The sequence below is a fragment of the Flavobacterium sp. TMP13 genome (assembly GCF_050847115.1).
Classification (GTDB): domain Bacteria; phylum Bacteroidota; class Bacteroidia; order Flavobacteriales; family Flavobacteriaceae; genus Flavobacterium.
On record NZ_CP193656.1, the window covers coordinates 1896952 to 1916275 of the forward strand.

Consider the following 19324-nt stretch of genomic DNA (forward strand, 5'->3'; position numbering starts at 1 on the left):
AGTAACTTTTAGAGTTTAACTTCATAAAATAACTATGAAATGAAAAACAGCATTATAAATAAAAGTGTAATATTGCTTTCCTTTTTCGGAATTACAAGTTTTACCGTCTACAAAAACAACAACACTCCGTTTAGTTCTATTGTTTCGATAGTTGAGGTGCCAAAGAAAACTTCCTTTACACTTGATCCACCTTCAAAAAAAGGAGATGACAGCGCAGGGAGTCGAGAAAAGAAATGGGTTGACAGTATTTACAAGAATATGACGATAAATGAAAAGTTGGGACAGCTTTTTATGGTCTCAGCCTATTCCAATAAAGACGCTACTCACACTGCTAAAATTCAAATCTTAATAGAAAAGTATAAAGTGGGTGGAGTGATATTCTTTCAAGGCGGTCCAGTTCGTCAGGCGCAGTTGACCAACTACTATCAGTCAAAAGCAAAAATTCCGTTGTTTATTGGTTTAGATGCCGAGTGGGGCTTGAGCATGCGATTGGACTCGACTTATGCTTATCCCTGGAACATGACTTTGGGAGCTATTCAAGATTTAAATTTGATAGAAGAGGTTGGTAAAAACATGGGAAGCGAGTGCAGGCGAATGGGAATCAATTTCAACTTTGCTCCAGTTTTAGACATTAACACCAACCCTTCAAATCCAATTATCGGAAACCGTTCTTTTGGCGAGAACAAAGCAAATGTTGCCAATAAGGCCATCGCGCTAATGAAAGGAATTCAGAGTCAAGACGTTTTGTGCACGGGAAAACATTTTCCAGGTCACGGAGATACCGCGTCCGATTCGCATTATACCCTTCCAACAGTTAATTTTTCAAAAGAGCGTATTGAAGACGTCGAATTGTATCCTTACAAAAAAATTTTCAAAGCGGGTTTGGCTTCCGTTATGGTGGCGCATTTAAATATTCCCAGCTTGGAGCCAGAACCCAATGTTCCTGTTTCGGCTTCTTACAATGTGGTGACCAATTTGCTTCAAAAAGAAATGAATTTCAAAGGTTTAATTTTTACCGATGGCTTAGGAATGAAAGGGGCAAGTGAATTTAAAAATAATGGAGATTTAGAAGTGGCTGTTTTTCTTGCTGGAAATGACATTTTGCTTTGTCCAAACGATGTGCCTCTCGCTTTTGAAAAACTGACGGAAGCGTATAATAAAACCCAAATTACCGAAGAACGATTGGCGCATTCAGTAAAAAAAATATTGCGATACAAATACAAAGCAGGTTTGAACAATTATAAGCCAATTAAATTGCAAAACTTGCAAAGCGATTTAAATGCACCACAAAAAGAAGCGCTTCAATACCAATTATATGCAAATGCGATTACCGTTTTAAAGAACGACAATGATATTTTACCCATTAAGAATCTCAATCAAAATATTGCTTACGTAAAAATGGGTGACGACGTAAATAGTGCCTTTGTTACTACCTTAAAAAAATATACCACTGTTACTGAAGTTTCGGATTCCAATATTGATAGTTTAAACCTTCAATTGAAAGAATACGATACGGTAATTATCGGTTTTCATAAAAAAAATACAGCATGGGCTCCGTACGATTTTAGTGCGGAAGAATTAGTTTGGCTGCAAAAAATAGCCGAAAACAATAAAGTAATTGTTGATGTTTTTACTAAGCCGTATGCATTGCTGCCAATAACTAATTTTGATACTGTTGAAGGATTGGTTGTTTCGTATCAAAACGCTGATGTTGCACAAATAGTTTCAGCCGAAATTTTATTTGGATCCGTTGGAGCGAGAGGGAAATTACCTGTTTCCATTAATTCTAATTTTACGCTTAATCAGGGTTTAAATACAGAGAACATTGATGTTTTAGGATTTGCAGTTCCAGAAAATCAAGGAATGAACTCTTCGGTTTTATCAAAAATTGATTGGATTGCCGACAAAGCAGTCAAGGGAAGAATGACACCAGGAATGCAAGTGTTAGTGGCTCGAAACGGTAAAGTGGTATTTCAAAAATCATATGGTAATCATACCTATAACGGAACTGAAAAAGTAACAAATACGGACTTGTACGATGTCGCTTCTCTTTCTAAAATGATTTCGACTTTACCTAATGTAATGCAAGTCTACGACCAAAAGAAGGTGAAGTTAGACAGTAAATTGGGAGCGATGTTGCCTCTTTTTGCAAAAACAGATAAAAGAAATATCACTTTTAAAGAACTCCTGTCACATTACGCAGGACTCGAAGCATGGAAGCCTTTTTATAAAAAAACATTAGACTCTTTAAACAGACCTTCACCAAAATATTACCGAAAAATGTACGACGAACAGTTTTCGAGAAAAGTAGCAGATAGTCTTTTTATTCGGAATGATTATCACGATACAATTATGAAAATAATTGCCGATTCTCCGTTAGCAGCAAAAAAAGTATACCGCTACAGCGATTATACCTTTATTATTCTAAAAGAATATTTAGAAACTGTAACGCATCAAAAATTGGAAGTGTTGAGTCAGCAAAATTTTTACAACGGAATGGGTATGAATTATACAGGATACAATCCGTTGAACCGATTCAAAAAAAACCAAATCGCACCTACAGAAATAGATAGGTACTACAGATACCAAACCATTCAAGGATACGTACACGATATGGGTGCTGCAATGGATGGTGGTGTTGCCGGTCATGCCGGAATTTTTTCGAATGCGATGGATGTGGCCAAAATGATGCAATTGTTTTTACAGAAAGGCAGTTATGGCGGAAAACGATATTTCTCTGAAGCTACTTTTGATACCTTTAATACCTGTTATTTTTGTGCAAAAAATGTACACCGCGGACTCGGTTTTGATAAAAGGTTAGAGGAAGGTGGTCCAACATGTGGCTGCACTTCGAGTGTTAGTTTTGGACACACTGGCTTTACTGGCGATATTGCGTGGGTAGATCCTGAAAAAGATTTAGTGTATGTTTTTCTGTCCAACAGAACCTATCCAGAAGTGACGGAAGAAGGAAATAAATTAGCTAAAAATAATATTAGAGAAGACATTCAAAAAATAATTTACGAGTCGATAACGGATTAATTTTTTGTTTTAGAATTACAATTTTATAGCCTGATAAAGAATGAAAGATCGTATTATATCTGTTGATGTTCTCAGAGGATTTACCGTGCTGATGATGACTGTTGTTAATAATCCAGGAAGTTGGAGTTATGTCTATCCTATTTTAGATCATGCAAAATGGAATGGCTGCACGCTTGCCGATTTAGTTTTTCCTTTTTTTATCTTTATTTTAGGAATTGCGATTCCCCTGGCGATGCCTGTCAAAAAAGACGATTCAGAAACTGTTCTTAAAATAGTAACTCGTTCGCTGCGCATTTTTTGTTTGGGGTTGTTTCTTAGTTTTTTTTATAAAATTCAATTTTTTGATCTGGCATCATATGTACCACTTTTGCTAATTCGCTTGTCAATTACGGCTTTGGTTGGTTATGCTTTGTTAGGAAACTTCAGTCTCAACGTCAAAGCGATTAGCGCCGTGGTTATTTTTTGTATTCTGGTAGGCTTAACCTTTAGCGGAATCGAACACTTTGACAACGTTAGATTATTAGGTGTTTTACAACGCATTGGAATTGTGTATTTGATAGTTTCACTTCTATATGTAAAAACAACAATTAAATGGCAAATCATTTTAAGTCTTATTATCCTATTAGGGTATTGGGCACTAATGACCTTCGTTAATGTTCCGGGAGTGGGTTACCCAAATCTAGAACCTGCAACCAATTTTGCATCTTGGTTGGACAGTGTTTTATTAGAAGGGCACATGTATGTAGAAACTAAAACTTGGGACCCAGAAGGAGTTCTAAGCACAGTTCCTGTTATTGCAAACGGATTATTAGGCGTTCTTGCTGGACAATTATTGAATAGCAAATCGCTTTCAAAAATAAAAATCGCTCAAATTATGGCAGGTACTGGTGTAGTGCTAGTTTGTTTAGGATTGCTTTGGTCTGTTTCTTTTCCTATTAACAAGTCAATTTGGAGCAGTTCGTATGTGTTATTCACGTCAGGAATTGCACTTTTTATTTTAAGCATTATTTACTACTTGATCGATATTCTAAGCCATAAAAAATGGACCACCTTTTTTGTTGTTTGGGGCGTCAATCCAATGATTGTTTTCTTTCTTTCGGGCATTTTACCTCGAGCATTTACAATGATCAAAGTACAAAACCCAGATAATGCTGGAGCAGTAATTAATATTCGAGAGTATGCTTATACATTTTGGATTAGCTCAAATTTCGAAAATCAAACGCTTGCATCACTGATGTATGCTGTTATTTATGTTTTATTGTGGAGCTGTTTATTGTGGTATTTCTACAAAAAGAAAATGTTTTTTAAGGTATAATTATTGTTTGCAAATAAGGCACAAGAATTTTACGTTATAATCCAATAAATTAGCAACTATAGTCAATCAAAAAAACTATTTTTGGTTTCCTTTTAAAGCCTTTAAAAATGCACAAAAATCAACGTTTTCATATCTTTTTCACAGTAGTATTTATTTTTTTTGGATGGAATAGTCAAGCCCAAAAAAGAGAAATGCATCCCAAAACCGAATTTAGAGGGGTTTGGATCGCAACGGTAGTCAATATCGACTGGCCCAAGACGAGTAGCGATATGGTTGAAAAAGAAAAATCGGATTATTTGGAAATTTTAGATACGTACAAAAAACTGAATTTTAATGCAGTAATTGTACAAATTCGTAGTGTTGGTGATGCGTTTTACCCAAGTAATTTCTCGCCTTGGTCACGATTTTTGACTGGCAAAGAAGGGCAGGAGCCACAGCCGTATTATGATACACTTTCGTGGATGATTGATCAAGCACACCAAAGAGGCTTTGAGTTTCACGCATGGATGAATCCGTATCGCGCGACTTTTGATTTAAATAAAACGCAATTAAGCCCGAAACACGATGCATTGATACATCCCGAATGGATGATCGAATATGCAGGTAAAATATATTATGATCCAGCTTTACCAGAGGTGCAATCGCATTTGACTAGAATTGTAGAAGAAGTGGTGGAAAATTATGACATAGATGCCATTCATTTTGACGACTACTTTTATCCGTACACGGTTCCTGGAAAGTCATTTAATGATTCTGCTTCTTTTAAAAAGTTTGGAAATGGAATGAGCTTAGCCGACTGGAGACGTTCGAATGTAAATAATTTTGTACACAACATTTCGACGACAATTAAGGCGTGTAAACCTTGGGTACAATTCGGAATTAGTCCTTTTGGTGTTTGGAGAAATAAATCAATGGATCCCAAAGGTTCGGATACCCAATCTACATCAAACTACGACGATTTATACGCAGATCCGCTGTTATGGATGGATCAAAAATGGATTGACTACATCTTACCACAATTGTATTGGAGTATGAATAATCCAAGAGCTTCTTATTCAAAATTGGTAAAATGGTGGTCAGATAATTCCAATAATACAGCGGTTTATATTGGTCATGCTACGTATAAAATAAAAGCCGATAGTGATAAAAGCTGGAATTATATTAATGAAATTCCAACTCAAATTGATTTCTCTAGAAACTATCATAATGTGCAAGGAAATGCATTTTACAGTGCTAAAATGTTCGTCAATAAAAACATGGATGTCGTTCGGTTGTTAGAAGAAAATCAGTTTAAATATCCGGCATTGCCTCCTGCGGTTCCTAATCTTAAAAAGAGCGTTACCGATATTCCGATGATTAACGAATTTATGAAAGACGACGGTAAATATTATGTAACAATCAAAAATCCACTGAATACAAAAGTGCGATACATTGCACTTTATAGCGCCAATACTGCCGGGAATGTTAATTATAATGATCCGACACAGTTAATAGATAAAATTGCTGTCGAAGAAAAATACGGAAATATTTATCTAGTGCTTCCCGTAGAAAAATTTGAAGAAAATAGAGGCTGCGCTTTTACTTTTATCGATTATGCTGCAAACGAAAGCAAACCAATAACCATTGATTTAGCCACAGCTTTTAAAATCAAATTACCTCAAATAATAAATGAAAACAGATAATCAACCGTGGTTTTGGATACCGTTATTAAATTTCGCTTCTGGATTTCCGTACGTAATTATTATTTCGGTTTCGGTTTTAATGTACAAGAATCTTGGAATCAGTAATGAAGATATCGGACTGTACACTAGTTTATTGTATTTGCCATGGGTAATTAAACCGCTGTGGAGTCCGTTTATTGATTTGCACGGAACCAAGCGAAAGTGGTTTTTAAGTATGCAGTTGTTTATCTCTATTGCCTTTTTAATAGTTGGATTTATCATTCCAACCAGCCATTTTTTTATATTGAGTTTAGCTATTTTCTGGGTGGCTGCCTTTGCGTCGGCATCCAATGATGTGGCGAGTGATGGTTTTTATATGTTGGCTTTGCGAAAAGAGCAGCAATCTTTCTTTTTAGGAATTCGCAGTACTTTTTATAGAGCTTCTATGCTTGCCGGAAATGGATTAATTATTTTACTGGCGGGTTATCTAGAACACAAATACGGCGACAATCAAAAGGCCTGGTCCTATACTATGGTTTTTGTGGGATTAGTAATGTCGATTTTGACCGTTTACAACTATTTTGCCACGCCAAAAACAGAGTTGCCAATTGCTGAAGGAGCAAAAGAAGAGAAAAATTTTGCCACCGTATTTGCCAGTTTTTTTAAGAAAAAACAAATTGGACTGATTTTAGCCTTCATTCTTTTATTTCGTTTAGGAGAATCACAATTGCTCAAAATGCTGACTCCGTTTTTAGTAGATGAGACTGGAGTTGGCGGTATGGGATTGGAAACCGAAGATGTTGGTATTATTTATGGCACTTTTGGGTTAATTGCACTGACTGTTGGTGGAATATTAGGAGGTATCGCAATCTCCGCACACGGTTTAAAAAAATGGATGTTACCGATGATTTTAACAATGCACTTGCCTATTATTGGTTTTGTTTTATTGTCGCATTTTCATCCAAGCTCCATTTATTACATTTACGCTGTAGTTATCTTAGAACAATTTGGTTACGGATTCGGATTTGCAGCTTTTATGATGTACTTAATTTATGTTGCCGAAGGCGAATCAAAAACATCTCATTATGCCATTGCAACTGGTTTTATGGCATTAGGAATGATGTTGCCCGGAATGTTAAGTGGCTATATTCAGCAATATTTAGGGTATGGTAATTTCTTTATTTGGGTATTTATTGCTACAATTCCCGGAATTATTTTATCTCGTTTTCTAATCTTTCCAAAAAATTACGGAAAGAAAGAAGAAACTAATTAATTCCTCTTTTTGATTTAATTGTCTAATATTAACAGTATAAAAATGAACTTCGAACTTACTTTAAAACAAAAAATAGGACAATTCTTTTTTCCAGCTGTTTTTATAAATGACTCAGAAGAAAATATTCTGGCGACCGAAGCACTAATTAAAGAACATACCATTGGTGGCTTAACTTTTTTTCACAGTCGCGCCAGTGCTGCAACCAATTATGAAAGTAAGAATAAAATTGTTTTTAATGACGACAGCTATGACCGTTTGAAAGAACTGGTAACCCGTTATCAAAAATGCGCTAAAGTGCCACTTTTGATCAGTATTGATGCCGAATGGGGTTTGGCTATGCGTGTCGAAAAAACACCTCAATATCCATATGCAATAACCTTAGGCGCGTTGCCGCTTAGTCAAAAGTACTTGGTATACGAAGTTGGGAAACAAATTGGCTTAGATTTAAAGTCGGCTGGCGTACATTATAATTTAGCGCCTTTGGCGGATGTAAATAACAATCCGAACAATCCTGTAATTGGATACCGCTCTTTTGGTGAAGACAAAGAAAAAGTAGCGATTTTTGCTTTAGAATATTTACGAGGAATGTCGGATGTTGGTGTTTTAGGCTGTTTAAAACACTTTCCAGGACATGGTAATACCAATGTCGATTCGCATTTAGGTTTGCCTGTTTTACAAGAAACGTTGGATGATTTGATGCAAAACGAATTGTATCCTTTTATAAAAGGAATAGAAAACGATGTTGACTCAATCATGATCGGGCATTTGGCCGTTCCTGCTTTAAACGCTGGAAAAGATACCTCGGCCACGTTATCGAAACCAATTATCGAAGAACTTTTGCGTGAAAAGTTGGGCTACAACGGTCTGGTTATTTCTGATGCACTAAACATGCATAGTGTTTCCAATTTATACGATGAGAAAGGACGATTAGAATGGGAAGCATTTAATGCGGGTAATGACGTTTTGTGTTTTGCCGAAAATGTTTCGGAGGGTATTCAACAAATTCTTAAAAATGCGACTCCAGAACGAATTGATGAAAGTTTCAATCGAATTGTGAGATGCAAAGAAAAGGTTGGCATTTTGCAGTCAAAAATTGAAAATACAGGAGGTTTAAATTTCGCTAAAGCTTCAGCACTAAACACGGAAATTGCTAAATACTGTAGTACTCAAGTAATTGATACGGTTGACTTCAAAACCATCCAAAAAGCCAATGCAGATCAAAAACTAGCCAAATTATCTCTATATAAAAGCGCAGAAAATGATTTCTTTACGACTATTAATTCGGAATTAAATTCTCCAGAATTTGAAATTTCCGCTCTTGATACTGCTGATGTAGAGACAATTGGCAATGATCTGAAACCATTTCAATATGTGATTATTTCTTTGTTCGTACCGAAAGCAAAACCAGCCAATAATTTTGAAATTGATGTCCAAATATTTGATTTACTTTCGAAGCTATTGCTAACTAAAAAATGCATCATTTATGTATTCGGAAACCCATATGTTTTACCTTTAATTCCGAACTTAAATAAAGCCGCAAGACTTATTCAAGTGTACCAAGATTTTTTAGAATTTCAAATAAATGCAGGACAGCAATTAATTACTAATGCCGCTTGCTCGGGTACTTTACCAGTAAAAATAGTACTATTATAAACTTTTTCTCCTCGATTTTCTCTGTTTTTAGTCCAATAAATACAAATTATCTATATTGCAGACTGAAAAAAATAGTATTAGATGTCAATAAAAATTATTAAAAATAAAGAGCTTTCTATTTGGGAGGCTTTACTTCCTGTTGTTATTTTGGTTACAATGCTCGCGATTAACGTATATGTGTATGGCGATGATGCGTTGGGAGGTAGCAACCAGTTTGTTCTTTTATTGGGTGGAGCAGTTGCTGCAATTGTCGGTTTTTGTAACAAGGTTCCATTTGCTCGAATGCTCGAAGAAATTAATGAAAATATTAAATCTACGGCTGGAGCAATTTTAATTTTATTAATGGTTGGTGCTTTGGCTGGAACTTGGTTAGTGAGCGGAATTATTCCTTCGATGATTTATTATGGGTTGCAAATATTAAGTCCAAGTATTTTTTTGCCGGCAACTTTAATTATTTGTTCTATTATTTCTATAGCCACAGGTAGTTCATGGACTACAAGTGCTACGGTCGGAATTGCATTAATTGGAGTAGGAGGAGCACTAGGATTTGATTTAGGGATGGTTGCAGGAGCTGTAATTTCGGGAGCGTATTTTGGAGATAAATTATCACCGATGTCCGATACTACAAATTTGGCACCTGCTATGGCTGGTACCGATTTGTTTACGCACATACGATATATGACCATAACCACGATACCGACGTACATAATGACCTTACTGTTATTTATTATAATGGGTTTAATGGTGGAAACCAATGGAAACGTTGATATTGGGACCTTATTAATTGATATTGAACAATCGTTTACGGTTTCTGCTTGGCTGTTTGTTGTGCCCGTTATTGTTATTGGTCTAATTATAAAAAAGACAGAGCCTTTAATTGCTCTATTTGTGGGGACAATATTAGCAGCAGTCTTTGCTCTAATTTTTCAACCTCAAGTTTTAAATCAAATCGCAGGAGTAGATCGAATGACGGCAGAGTCTGCTTATCGAGGAATTCTAGATGCAATTACAACGGATGTAGTTATTCCGACCGAAAATAAAACGTTAACTGATTTATTTACTTCGGGAGGAATGCAAAAAATGTTAGGTACCATTTGGTTGATACTTTGTGCCATGGTATTTGGAGGAATTATGGATGCCATTGGAGCTTTATCAAGAATTAGCTCTTCTTTATTGAAGATGGCACACAGTACTTTCGGTTTATTTGCCTCGACAGTAGGTAGTTGTTTGGCCTTAAATATTACGGCATCCGATCAATACTTAGCGATTGTGGTTCCTGGTAAAATGTTTGCAAAAGCATATCATAAAAAAGGATTAGCACCCGAGAATTTAAGTAGAACACTAGAGGATTCTGGAACGGTAACTTCAGTTTTATTTCCGTGGAATACTTGTGGTGCATATCATGCAGGAACACTTGGTGTGTCAACGCTAGATTATTTGCCGTATGCGTTCTTTAACATTATAAGTCCAATTGTAACTTTGATTGTGGCCGCTTTTAATATTAAAATTAGACAGTTGATAAGTACTCCAAATGGAGGTGTGGACATTTAAGTTTAAGAATAGTACACTCAAGGAACTAAAAGCATCCCCGATAGTTAAAAGCTATTACTTAATAAATATTAATAATCAAACACAATACTATTAAACGCTTTTTAAGTCTTATTTTTGCAGTAACAAAATTAATAACATTTAAAACAAACAATATGTCTTTAGTAGGTAAAAAATTTCCAAGTATTGCAGTTGACGCCATTTCTGAAATGGGTGATAATTTAAAAATTAACATCTTCGAAGAAGCAGTAAACAATAACAAAAAAGTGCTTTTGTTTTGGTACCCAAAAGATTTTACTTTTGTTTGCCCAACAGAATTGCACGCTTTTCAAGCAGCTTTACCTGAATTTAATAAAAGAAATACAATTGTAATTGGTGCATCTTGCGATACCAATGAAGTGCACTTTGCATGGTTAAATACTCCAAAAAACAACGGTGGAATCGAAGGAGTAACATACCCAATTTTAGCAGATACCAACAGAAATTTATCTAACATTTTAGGAATTTTAGATATTGATTCTACAGAATACAGCGAAGAAACAGATTCAGTTATTGTTGAAGGTTCAAACGTTACTTTTAGAGCAACATACTTAATTGATGAAACAGGTAAAATCTTCCACGAAAGTGTGAACGATATGCCTCTTGGTCGTAACGTAAACGAATATTTACGTATGGTTGATGCGTACACACACATTCAAGAAAAAGGAGAAGTTTGTCCTGCAAACTGGGAAGCTGGTAAAGAAGCAATGAGTGCTGATAGAAACAGTACTGCTGAATACTTAAGCGCAAACTAATTTTTATAGAGTAACAAAGGTTCAAAGGTTAAAAGCAGTAAATAATTTTTTGCTGCGCAGGCAAATTTTAATAATTTTGTCACTTTGAACCTTTGCAACTTTTAACTTTAAAAATAACAAAATGTTAATAGAATTAAACGAAGATACTTTAGCTGATTTAGTCGCTAAAGACCAAAAAGTAGTAGTACAATTTTCGGCTTCTTGGTGCGGAAACTGCCGTATTATGAAACCAAAGTTCAAAAAATTAGCTGCAGAAAACGAAGCAATTACTTTTGTTTTAGTAGATGCCGAAAATTCTCCAGAATCTAGAAAATTGGCTAATGTGTCAAACTTACCAACATTTGCAACTTTCGTAGATGGAAAATTGGTTAACGAAACACAAACAAACAAGCAAGAAGTTTTAATTGATTTGGTAAAGGAAATTGCTTAATTATTTTTGATTAAGTTATTTACAGCTGTTGATTTTTGATGTATTATAAATTTCAACTGTTTTTATTCAATTCGAAAATCGTTATTCAAATATTTTAAATCAAAAATCAAATGAAATTACCAGTAATAAAACAGCTTACTCAATTTATTGAGGAAAATGACCAAGATTACATCATAGAAACTATTGAAGTTTTGGAAGCAATGACTGAAATTCCATCTCTTAAAGATGAAGAGTTAGATGTTATTGGAGAATTAATTTCAAATATGTACGGCGCCTTAGAAGTGCATAAAATGACAAAAGATGGAGTGGATAAAAAAGAAGCTTTGAACGCGTTTATGAAACGTGTAATGGGTTCAATTGATAAATAATCAATTTCTTTTTTAATATTATATAGAAAAAACGCAGACTAATAGGCTTGCGTTTTTTTGTTTTTATAAGAACCGTGATACTTACAAAAAGCACCAAAATCTTATACTTTAGGATCCATCCTTATAAATAAATTTCATACTTTTGAGGTTCATAAAAAAAAACAAATTATGGCTTCAGTAACATTAGGCGGAAACGCAATACATACTTCTGGTGACTTACCAAAAGTAGGATCTCAATTGGCTGATTTTAAATTAGTACAAAACGATTTAGCAGTAGCTTCACTAAGCTCATTTGCCGGAAAAAAATTAGTTTTAAATATATTTCCAAGTGTTGATACAGGAACTTGTGCAGCATCAGTTCGTAAATTTAACGAGCAAGCAAGTGGTTTAGAGAACACAACAGTTTTATGCATTTCAAGAGATTTACCATTTGCTCAAAAACGTTTTTGTGCAGCTGAAGGATTAGAAAATGTAATAAACTTATCTGATTTTAAAGAGGGTGCATTTGGAAAAGCAAATGGATTGGAAATTCTAGACGGACCTTTGGCTGGTTTGCATTCAAGAGTAATTATAGTTGCAGATGCTAACGGAACAATTACGCACACTGAGCAAGTTTCGGAAATTGCAAACGAACCGAATTACGAAGCAGCGCTAGCGGCACTTTAATACTTCATTAAGTGGAATTTCAAAAAGACAATACTTTTGTAAAAGGAAGACTGAAGAGCGTAACTTACGCTTATAAAGGAATGTTTAAACTCCTTCGTACCGAGCACAGTATTATGGTGCAGTTTTCTATCGGAATTATTTTGACAATAATTGGATTTGTCATGGATATTTCACAAACTGAATTTTTGTTTCAAACCATGGCTATCGGTATGGTGCTTAGCATCGAAGGATTGAATACTGCTATTGAAAAAATGGCCGATTTTATTCACCCCGATTACCATGAACGAATTGGATTTATCAAAGACATTGCGGCGGGTGCAGTATTTTTTGCAGCTTTAACCGCAATTGCAATCGGTTTAATTATTTACATTCCAAAATTTATATAGCATCCCTTAAAAAGAATGGCAAAATCTACAAAAAAAGTAACTGCAGACAAAAAAGATAAACCAAAAACAGAAACGAAAAGACCGTGGAAATTGAGTAAACAAAACAAAATGGTTTTGGGTGTTCTTTTGGTGTTGTTTTCAGTTGCCTTAGCTGTTGCTTTTGTCTCCTTTTTTATAACAGGACAAACAGATCAAAGTGCTGTCGCTGCTTTAGGCGACAGAACTGAGACTGTTACAAACTGGTTGGGTAAATTTGGTGCGTATGCAGCCGATTTATTTATTTATAGAGGCTTCGGATTGGCGTCGTTTATGTTTGTGCGTTTGTTTTTCTTAACAGGATTGTTTTTGTTTCTGGATTTTCCATTGAAGAAATTAAAAAATAGTTGGTTCTGGGATTTGTTTGCAATTGTTATCATCTCCATTTTGTTTGGTTTTTTTGCAACTTCAGCGCCAGAATTAGGAGGTACTATTGGGTATGAAATGAATTTATTTTTACAAGATTATATCGGAAAAACAGGAACTTTATTAGTATTGCTTTTCGGATTAGTGGTGTATTTAATATTTAAAATTAAAATTTCTCCCGAAAAAATTCAGTCGTTTTTTGATTCTAGTAAGAGAGTGTTAAAAACGACAGATTCAGTAGCGGATAACGCTGGAGACGCTTATAATTTGGAAGAATTTGCGATTGATGAGCAGGAAGAAGTAGAGGATACCATTCATATCAAATCAGATAAATCTAAATTCGAAATTAATAAAGAAGCGTTAAAGCCCACGATAGCACATTCATCAGAAATTAACAGAGAACCGGGTAAACCAGTAGAAATGGAAATTAAACCTGTTTCGAAACCAGCTGTTATTCCGGTAGAAGAAAATTTTGTAATACAACAAGCGGCAGAAGAAGATATTGTAGAGGAAAATTTAGCTTCGCGTTTGGTTGCTGATTTTGGTTTATTTGATCCAACATTAGATTTGTCTAATTATAAATATCCAACAATTGATTTATTAAAAGAATATTCGACTGGTGGAATTACGATCAATCAAGAAGAATTAGAAGAAAATAAAAACAGAATTGTTGATACACTTCGCAATTATAAAATTGAAATTGCTCAGATAAAAGCAACTGTTGGACCTTCGGTTACTTTGTATGAAATTGTGCCTGAGGCTGGTATTCGTATTTCTAAAATTAAAAGTTTAGAAGATGATATTGCACTTTCACTTTCGGCACTAGGCATTCGCATTATTGCGCCAATTCCAGGAAAAGGAACTATTGGTATCGAAGTACCAAATAAGAATCCAACTATGGTTTCGATGAAGAGCGTGATTGGTTCGGCTAAATTTCAAGAAGCTGAAATGGAACTGCCTATTGCGTTAGGAAAGACAATTTCTAACGAAACGTTTGTTGTCGATTTAGCGAAAATGCCACACTTATTAATGGCAGGAGCCACGGGGCAAGGAAAATCAGTTGGTTTAAATGCTGTTTTAACTTCTCTACTCTATAAAAAACATCCAGCAGAAGTAAAATTTGTGTTGGTCGATCCTAAAAAAGTAGAATTGACTTTATTTAATAAAATCGAAAGACATTATTTAGCCAAACTTCCTGATACCGAAGATGCAATTATTACTGATAATGCAAAAGTGGTAGCTACTTTAAATTCGCTTTGTGTAGAGATGGATAATCGCTACTCGCTACTTAAGGATGCAATGGTTCGTAATATTAAAGAGTACAATGATAAGTTTAAAGCACGAAAATTAAATCCAGAAAATGGACATCGTTTTTTACCTTATATCATTTTGGTTGTAGATGAGTTTGCCGATTTAATAATGACTGCTGGTAAAGAAGTTGAGGTTCCTATCGCTCGTTTAGCCCAGTTGGCGCGTGCTATTGGTATTCACTTAATTATTGCTACGCAGCGTCCATCAGTAAATGTAATTACTGGTTTAATTAAAGCGAATTTCCCTGCTCGTATTGCCTTCAGAGTAACCTCAAAAATAGATTCCCGCACGATTTTAGATACACAAGGTGCAGATCAATTGATTGGTCGAGGAGATTTATTATACAGTAATGGAAACGATGTAGTTCGTGTCCAGTGTGCATTTGTTGATACGCCCGAGGTAGAAAGAATAACTAATTTTATTGGCGCTCAAAAGGCGTATGCTACGGCATATTTGCTTCCAGAGTTTGTTGGAGAAGATAGTGGCATTAATCTTGATGTAGATATTTCTGATAGAGATACCTTATTTAGGGAAGCCGCCGAAATTATTGTAAATGCACAACAAGGTTCTGCTTCGTTGTTGCAACGAAAATTAAAGTTAGGTTACAATCGTGCTGGTCGTTTGATCGATCAACTGGAAGCTGCAGGAATTGTAGGTCCGTTTGAAGGAAGTAAAGCACGAGGCGTTAATATTCCAGATATGGTTGCTCTTGATCAATTTTTTAATAATGAACAAAATTAAATTATCAATCATGAAAGCAATTCAGCAAGAAATGAATCTTAAAACTACTTTTTTTACACCGGCAATTCGTATAACTCTTATTACGCTATTGACGTTATTATTAGTTAGTTTTTCGGCAAATGCTCAAGATAAAAATGCTAAAAACTGGTTGGATCAAGTAACCGCCAAAGTAAAAAGTTATAACAATATTGCCATCGATTTTAAGTACTCTTTAAATAATGCCAAAGAAAACATTAACCAAGATAGTAAGGGAAATGTTATTATGAAAGGCAATGAATATGTTTTGAATTTTATGGGTGTGACCAAAATTTTTGATGGTCAAAAAACGTATACAATAGTTCCGGAAGACGAAGAAATCACCATCGCTAAAGTAGATGAGAAAGATGATAGCGCAATTACACCTTCAAAAATGTTGACGTTTTTTAATTCGGGCTACAAATACAAAATGGACATTGTTCAAAATGTAAAAGGCCGTAAAATACAATATATCAAATTAACGCCTACTAATGCTAAAGATGCTCGTAAAGAAATTCTTTTAGGAATTGATAGCCAGACCAAACACATCTATAATTTGATTGAAATGGGTAAAAATGGAACAAAAACTACTTTAACCGTTAATTCTTTTAAAACCAACCAACCTTTATCAAAAAATCAATTTACCTTTGCACAAAGTAAATATCCAAATTACTACATCAATAAACTAGATTAATTGCAAGGTTGAAAATCTTAGACAAATACTTATTAAAAACATTCTTGATTACATTTGCTACGGTATTTGTAATCTTGTTTTTTATATTCATACTTCAAACTGTTTGGCTTTTTATAGCCGAGCTAGCAGGTAAGGATTTAGATTTCTTTTTAGTTATCAAATTCTTACTGTTTTCAATGCCTCGAATCATTCCTTTGGTGTTGCCGCTTTCTGTGCTTTTAGCTTCCATTATGACGTTCGGATCTTTGTCTGAAAATTACGAGTTTGCAGCTATGAAATCTTCTGGAATTTCACTGCAAAGAGCCATGCGTAGTTTAATTGTTTTTATCTCTATTTTGTCTGTGGTTGCTTTCTTTTTTGCCAATAATGTGATTCCTTTTGCGGAGTATAAATTTATTAATTTTCGAAAAAACATTGCCCAATCTAAACCAGCTATGGCTATTGCCGAAGGCCAGTTTAGTGATATTGGTGATTATAATATTAAGGTAAATAAAAAGTCGGGAGCGAACGGGAATATATTAACTGGAATCACGATTCATAAAAAGTCGAATACTGGTAACGGCGCTCGCACCGTAATTAAAGCGAAAGATGGCGAATTAATTAGTAGCGAGAAATCAAGCATTTTAAAGATGGTTTTAAATGACGGCTACTATTATGAAGATGTTATTCCGAAAAAATACGAAGATCGAGCCAAAATGCCTTTCATTAAAAGTTATTACAAAAAACAAATTGTAAACATTGATCTTTCTGAACTTACGAATATTGATCTAAACGACTCCAGTGTAACGAACACCAACAGCATGTTGAATGTTAACGAACTGCGGTATACACTAGATTCTTTAAATAAAAATTTAGATAATGATATTATTTCTTTTTCAGAAAACATAAATCAGCGCGTTAGACTAAATCAAAGAACTCTCAAAGGGAACGAGAAGGAAAAGATAAAAGCTTTGCCTAATGATATTATGTCGGTTTTTGATGCTACTGAAAAAGCAACTATTTATAAAATGGCAGACAGCAATCTTAGTAGTACACTGTTTTCGATTGAAGCATCCAAAAATGAATTAAAAAATAAAGAACGAAACATCAGTAAGCATTTAATGGCATTGTACGAGAAATTTGTAATTGCTTATGCCTGCTTTTTAATGTTTTTTATTGGCGCTCCCTTGGGTGCGATCATACGTAAAGGAGGTATTGGTTTACCGATAGTATTTGCGATTCTTATCTTTATAACCTTTCACTTTATAAATACATTTGGGAAGCGATTGTCGCAAGAAGGCGGAATGACGTCGTTTATGGGTGCTTGGATGTCGTCGTTTATCTTAACTCCCTTGGCAATATTACTCACTTATAGAGCAACAAATGATATCGGATTAATTAATTTTGATTCTTTATTTGCTCCCATTCAAAAACTAATTCAAAAACTGACTCAAAAGTTTTTACCCAATACAAACAAAAATTAGCCATGGCTACAACTACACACAACATACAACTCAATACTATTGAGGAAGCAATTGAAGACATTAGACAAGGAAAAATTATTATCGTCGTTGACGATGAAGATCGCGAAAATGAAGGAGACTTCTTAGCAGCTGCCGAAAAAGTAACGCCAGAAATGATAAACTTTATGGCAACGCATGGTCGTGGACTAATATGTACACCGCTTACTGAAAGCCGTTGTCGTGAATTGGATTTGAAACCAATGGTAACCAATAATACCGATCACATGGAAACTGCTTTTACTGTTTCTGTTGATTTAAAAGGAAGAGGTGTTACCACAGGAATTTCAGCATCTGATCGTGCGATAACAGTTAAAGCTTTAGTAGATGCTGATACAAAGCCACACGATTTGGCTCGTCCTGGACATATATTTCCATTAGTAGCAAAACAAGGTGGAGTTTTAAGAAGAACAGGACATACTGAGGCTGCTATTGACTTTGCTAGACTTGCAGGGTTTAAGTCTGCGGGTGTAATTTGTGAGATTCTAAATGAAGATGGAACAATGGCGCGCTTGCCGCAGTTGGTAGAAGTGGCAAAGAAATTTGATTTGAAGTTGGTTTCTATCGAAGATCTAGTAGCGTACAGAATGCAACATGATAGTTTGATTGTTAAAAAAGAAGATTTTGACATTGAGACTCGTTTTGGAATCTTCCGTATGCGTGCGTACGAGCAAACAACAAACAAGCAAATACATATTGCGCTTACAAAAGGGACTTGGAGTTTAGGAGAATCGATTTTGACTCGTATCAATTCGTCGCAAGTAAATAATGATTTATTAGGTACACTAACTAATAACGCCGACCAGCAGTTGGATGATATGTTTAGAGTAATTAATGAAAATGGTAGAGGAGCCGTTATTTTTGTGAATCAGGATATGTCTGCAGTAAATTTATTGAACCGTATTTCTGAATTGAAAGAATTACAAGCTAACGGAACTATGAAAGCTCCAAAAGTTGTGATTGATACTAAAGATTATGGAATTGGTGCGCAAATATTGCATGACATTGATATCTCAAAGATTCGTTTAGTTTCTAATACAGAACAAACCAAACGAGTTGGAATGATTGGCTACGGTCTTGAAATTACTGATTATGTAAGCTATTAATATGGGAACATTAGAAGAACGAATTGCAAAATCGGAAACGCATATATTCAAGGCTGTTTTTCCAAGTACGACCAACCATTACGATACGTTATTTGGAGGAACAGCGTTACAACTAATGGATGAAGTATCTTTTATTTGTGCGACTCGTTTTGGCCGAAAAAAAATGGTGACTATTTCAACGGGACAAATCGATTTTAAAAAAGCGATTCCAGCCGGAACATTAATAGAATTAGTTGCAAGAATAATAAATGTAGGGAATACTAGTTGCAAAATACATGTAGATATTTTTATGGAACAAATGTATTCGGAGCAGCGCGAAATTGTTGTTTCAGGAACTTTTTCCTTTGTTGCGGTGGATGAAGATAAAAAACCGGTCAAGATTTTAGATTAATTTCTGACACAAAGACTTTTTGGCTTTTACAT

Annotated in this window: 16 protein-coding genes; all 16 read left to right on the forward strand. The window is 34.9% G+C overall.

The window, feature by feature from the left end; translation table 11 throughout:
- Window positions 1-39 precede the first annotated feature (39 nt).
- The 16 genes from ACRASX_RS08340 to ACRASX_RS08415 all read left to right on the forward strand — a co-directional run bounded on the left by ACRASX_RS08340 (window position 40) and on the right by ACRASX_RS08415 (window position 19292).
- A complete protein-coding gene (locus ACRASX_RS08340) occupies window positions 40-3039 on the forward strand; it encodes a glycoside hydrolase family 3 N-terminal domain-containing protein (RefSeq protein WP_432220863.1) in 3000 nt (999 codons plus the stop codon).
- A gap of 40 nt (window positions 3040-3079) precedes the next feature.
- A complete protein-coding gene (locus tag ACRASX_RS08345; protein WP_432220864.1) occupies window positions 3080-4354 on the forward strand; it encodes an acyltransferase family protein in 1275 nt (424 codons plus the stop codon).
- A gap of 107 nt (window positions 4355-4461) precedes the next feature.
- Entirely contained in the window at window positions 4462-6036 is a 1575-nt protein-coding gene (locus ACRASX_RS08350; RefSeq protein WP_432220865.1) for a glycoside hydrolase family 10 protein, read from the forward strand.
- On the forward strand, window positions 6023-7288 hold the full coding sequence (locus ACRASX_RS08355; RefSeq protein WP_432220866.1) for an MFS transporter: 1266 nt from the start codon (window positions 6023-6025) through the stop codon (window positions 7286-7288). Before ACRASX_RS08350 ends, ACRASX_RS08355 begins: the two co-directional genes overlap by 14 nt.
- Window positions 7289-7330: 42 nt before the next feature.
- Window positions 7331-8941 carry a glycoside hydrolase family 3 protein gene (locus tag ACRASX_RS08360; RefSeq protein ID WP_432220867.1) on the forward strand — a complete coding sequence of 537 codons (1611 nt, stop codon included), beginning with the start codon at window positions 7331-7333 and terminating at the stop codon, window positions 8939-8941.
- Window positions 8942-9022: 81 nt separating this feature from the next.
- A complete protein-coding gene (gene nhaC, locus ACRASX_RS08365; RefSeq protein ID WP_432220868.1) occupies window positions 9023-10492 on the forward strand; it encodes a Na+/H+ antiporter NhaC in 1470 nt (489 codons plus the stop codon).
- A gap of 152 nt (window positions 10493-10644) precedes the next feature.
- Window positions 10645-11283, forward strand: a complete 639-nt coding sequence (locus tag ACRASX_RS08370) for a peroxiredoxin (protein ID WP_066307634.1) — start codon at window positions 10645-10647, stop codon at window positions 11281-11283.
- Window positions 11284-11404: 121 nt separating this feature from the next.
- Window positions 11405-11713, forward strand: coding sequence for a thioredoxin family protein (locus tag ACRASX_RS08375; protein ID WP_066307632.1), 309 nt, complete (start codon window positions 11405-11407; stop codon window positions 11711-11713).
- A gap of 110 nt (window positions 11714-11823) precedes the next feature.
- Window positions 11824-12081, forward strand: a complete 258-nt coding sequence (locus ACRASX_RS08380) for a DUF6952 family protein (RefSeq protein ID WP_066307630.1) — start codon at window positions 11824-11826, stop codon at window positions 12079-12081.
- A gap of 168 nt (window positions 12082-12249) precedes the next feature.
- Window positions 12250-12747, forward strand: a complete 498-nt coding sequence (gene tpx, locus ACRASX_RS08385) for a thiol peroxidase (protein WP_432220869.1) — start codon at window positions 12250-12252, stop codon at window positions 12745-12747.
- Between the two features lie 11 nt (window positions 12748-12758).
- On the forward strand, window positions 12759-13133 hold the full coding sequence (locus ACRASX_RS08390; RefSeq protein ID WP_066307625.1) for a diacylglycerol kinase: 375 nt from the start codon (window positions 12759-12761) through the stop codon (window positions 13131-13133).
- Window positions 13134-13148: 15 nt separating this feature from the next.
- On the forward strand, window positions 13149-15587 hold the full coding sequence (locus ACRASX_RS08395; protein ID WP_432220870.1) for a DNA translocase FtsK: 2439 nt from the start codon (window positions 13149-13151) through the stop codon (window positions 15585-15587).
- 10 nt (window positions 15588-15597) lie between these two features.
- Window positions 15598-16296 carry a LolA family protein gene (locus tag ACRASX_RS08400; protein ID WP_082706589.1) on the forward strand — a complete coding sequence of 233 codons (699 nt, stop codon included), beginning with the start codon at window positions 15598-15600 and terminating at the stop codon, window positions 16294-16296.
- An 8-nt stretch (window positions 16297-16304) separates the two neighbouring features.
- Window positions 16305-17759 carry an LptF/LptG family permease gene (locus ACRASX_RS08405; RefSeq protein ID WP_432220871.1) on the forward strand — a complete coding sequence of 485 codons (1455 nt, stop codon included), beginning with the start codon at window positions 16305-16307 and terminating at the stop codon, window positions 17757-17759.
- Window positions 17760-17761: 2 nt separating this feature from the next.
- Window positions 17762-18901: a 3,4-dihydroxy-2-butanone-4-phosphate synthase gene (gene ribB, locus ACRASX_RS08410; RefSeq protein ID WP_066307619.1), complete on the forward strand. Its 1140-nt coding sequence runs from the start codon at window positions 17762-17764 to the stop codon at window positions 18899-18901.
- A 1-nt stretch (window position 18902) separates the two neighbouring features.
- Window positions 18903-19292: an acyl-CoA thioesterase gene (locus ACRASX_RS08415; RefSeq protein ID WP_432220872.1), complete on the forward strand. Its 390-nt coding sequence runs from the start codon at window positions 18903-18905 to the stop codon at window positions 19290-19292.
- The last annotated feature ends 32 nt before the right edge of the window (window positions 19293-19324 follow it).